Source organism: Escherichia sp. WS338 (assembly GCF_046486405.1).
Lineage (GTDB): Bacteria > Pseudomonadota > Gammaproteobacteria > Enterobacterales > Enterobacteriaceae > Escherichia > Escherichia coli.
Map to the genome: position 1 here is coordinate 1 of NZ_JBJQLL010000093.1, position 1,810 is coordinate 1,810.

Consider the following 1,810-nt stretch of genomic DNA (forward strand, 5'->3'; position numbering starts at 1 on the left):
GTGGCACAGAACACGGCAGCCGCAAAGAAGTCAGCCAGCGATGCCGGCACATCTGCCCGTGAGGCGGCAACCCATGCGACTGATGCTGCAGACTCAGCACGCGCAGCCAGCACGTCAGCCGGACAGGCCGCGTCGTCGGCTCAGTCAGCGTCTTCCAGCGCAGGAACGGCATCAGCAAAGGCCACTGAAGCGGAAAAAAGTGCTGCCGCTGCAGAGTCCTCAAAAAGCGCGGCAGCTACCAGTGCCGGTGCCGCGAAAACGTCTGAAACGAATGCTTCAGCGTCACAACAATCAGCCGCCACTTCTGCATCCACCGCGACCACGAAAGCGTCAGAAGCAGCCACTTCAGCACGGGATGCGTCGGCCTCAAAAGAGGCAGCGAAATCATCAGAAACGAACGCAGCCTCGAGCGCCAGTAGTGCCGCTTCCTCGGCAACGGCGGCAGCAAATTCTGCGAAGGTGGCAAAAACGTCCGAGACGAACGCTAGGTCTTCTGAAACGGCAGCGGGACAGAGCGCCTCAGCTGCGGCAGGCTCAAAAACAGCGGCTGCATTATCTGCCAGTGCCGCGTCAACAAGTGCCGGGCAGGCCTCAGCCAGTGCCACCGCCGCCGGAAAATCGGCAGAAAGTGCTGCATCGTCTGCTTCAACAGCCACAACGAAGGCTGGCGAAGCCACTGAACAGGCCAGCGCAGCAGCGAGTTCTGCTTCCGCAGCGAAGACATCCGAAACGAACGCGAAAGCGTCGGAAACCAGCGCAGAATCCTCAAAAACGGCTGCCGCATCGTCAGCCAGTTCGGCGGCGTCATCGGCATCATCTGCGTCTGCTTCAAAAGATGAGGCGACCAGACAGGCGTCAGCAGCAAAGGGCAGCGCCACGACGGCATCCACGAAGGCGACAGAGGCAGCTGGCAGTGCGACGGCGGCAGCTCAGAGCAAAAGTACGGCGGAATCCGCGGCAACGCGCGCCGAGACAGCGGCAAAACGGGCAGAGGATATTGCATCCGCCGTGGCGCTTGAGGATGCGAGCACGACGAAAAAGGGGATAGTCCAGCTAAGCAGCGCGACCAACAGCACTTCCGAGTCACAGGCGGCAACGCCAAAAGCCGTTAAGGCCGCGTATGAGCTGGCTAACGGGAAATACACCGCACAGGATGCAACGACAGCACAGAAAGGGATAGTTCAGCTTAGCAACGCGACCAACAGCACATCTGAAATGCTGGCGGCAACGCCAAAGTCGGTAAAGGCAGCCTATGACCTTGCTAACGGGAAATATACTGCTCAGGACGCTACGACAGCACAAAAAGGAATTGTCCAGCTCAGTAGTGCAACCAACAGCGCATCTGAAACGCTTGCCGCGACACCGAAAGCAGTGAAAGCAGCTAATGATAATGCGAATGGTCGGGTACCTTCTGCCCGTAAGGTGAATGGTAAGGCGCTTTCAGCGGATATAACACTGACGCCGAAAGATATTGGTACGCTTAACTCAACAACAATGTCATTCAGCGGTGGTGCTGGTTGGTTCAAATTAGCAACGGTAACCATGCCACAGGCGAGTTCTGTTGTTTCAATTACGTTGATTGGTGGCGCGGGATTTAACGTGGGGTCACCTCAACAGGCAGGTATATCTGAACTTGTTTTGCGTGCAGGTAATGGTAATCCGAAGGGGATTACTGGTGCTTTATGGCAGCGCACATCGACAGGGTTTACAAATTTTGCCTGGGTCAATACATCTGGTGATACTTACGATATTTACGTTGCAATCGGAAATTATGCGACTGGTGTAAATATTCAATGGGATTATACCAGTA

1 protein-coding gene is annotated in these 1,810 nt (G+C 56.0%); it reads left to right on the forward strand.

The annotated features are described in order from the left end of the window. A partial coding sequence (locus ACJHWT_RS25360; RefSeq protein ID WP_410232387.1) for a tail fiber protein occupies window positions 1-1,810 on the forward strand: 1,810 nt, incomplete at both ends.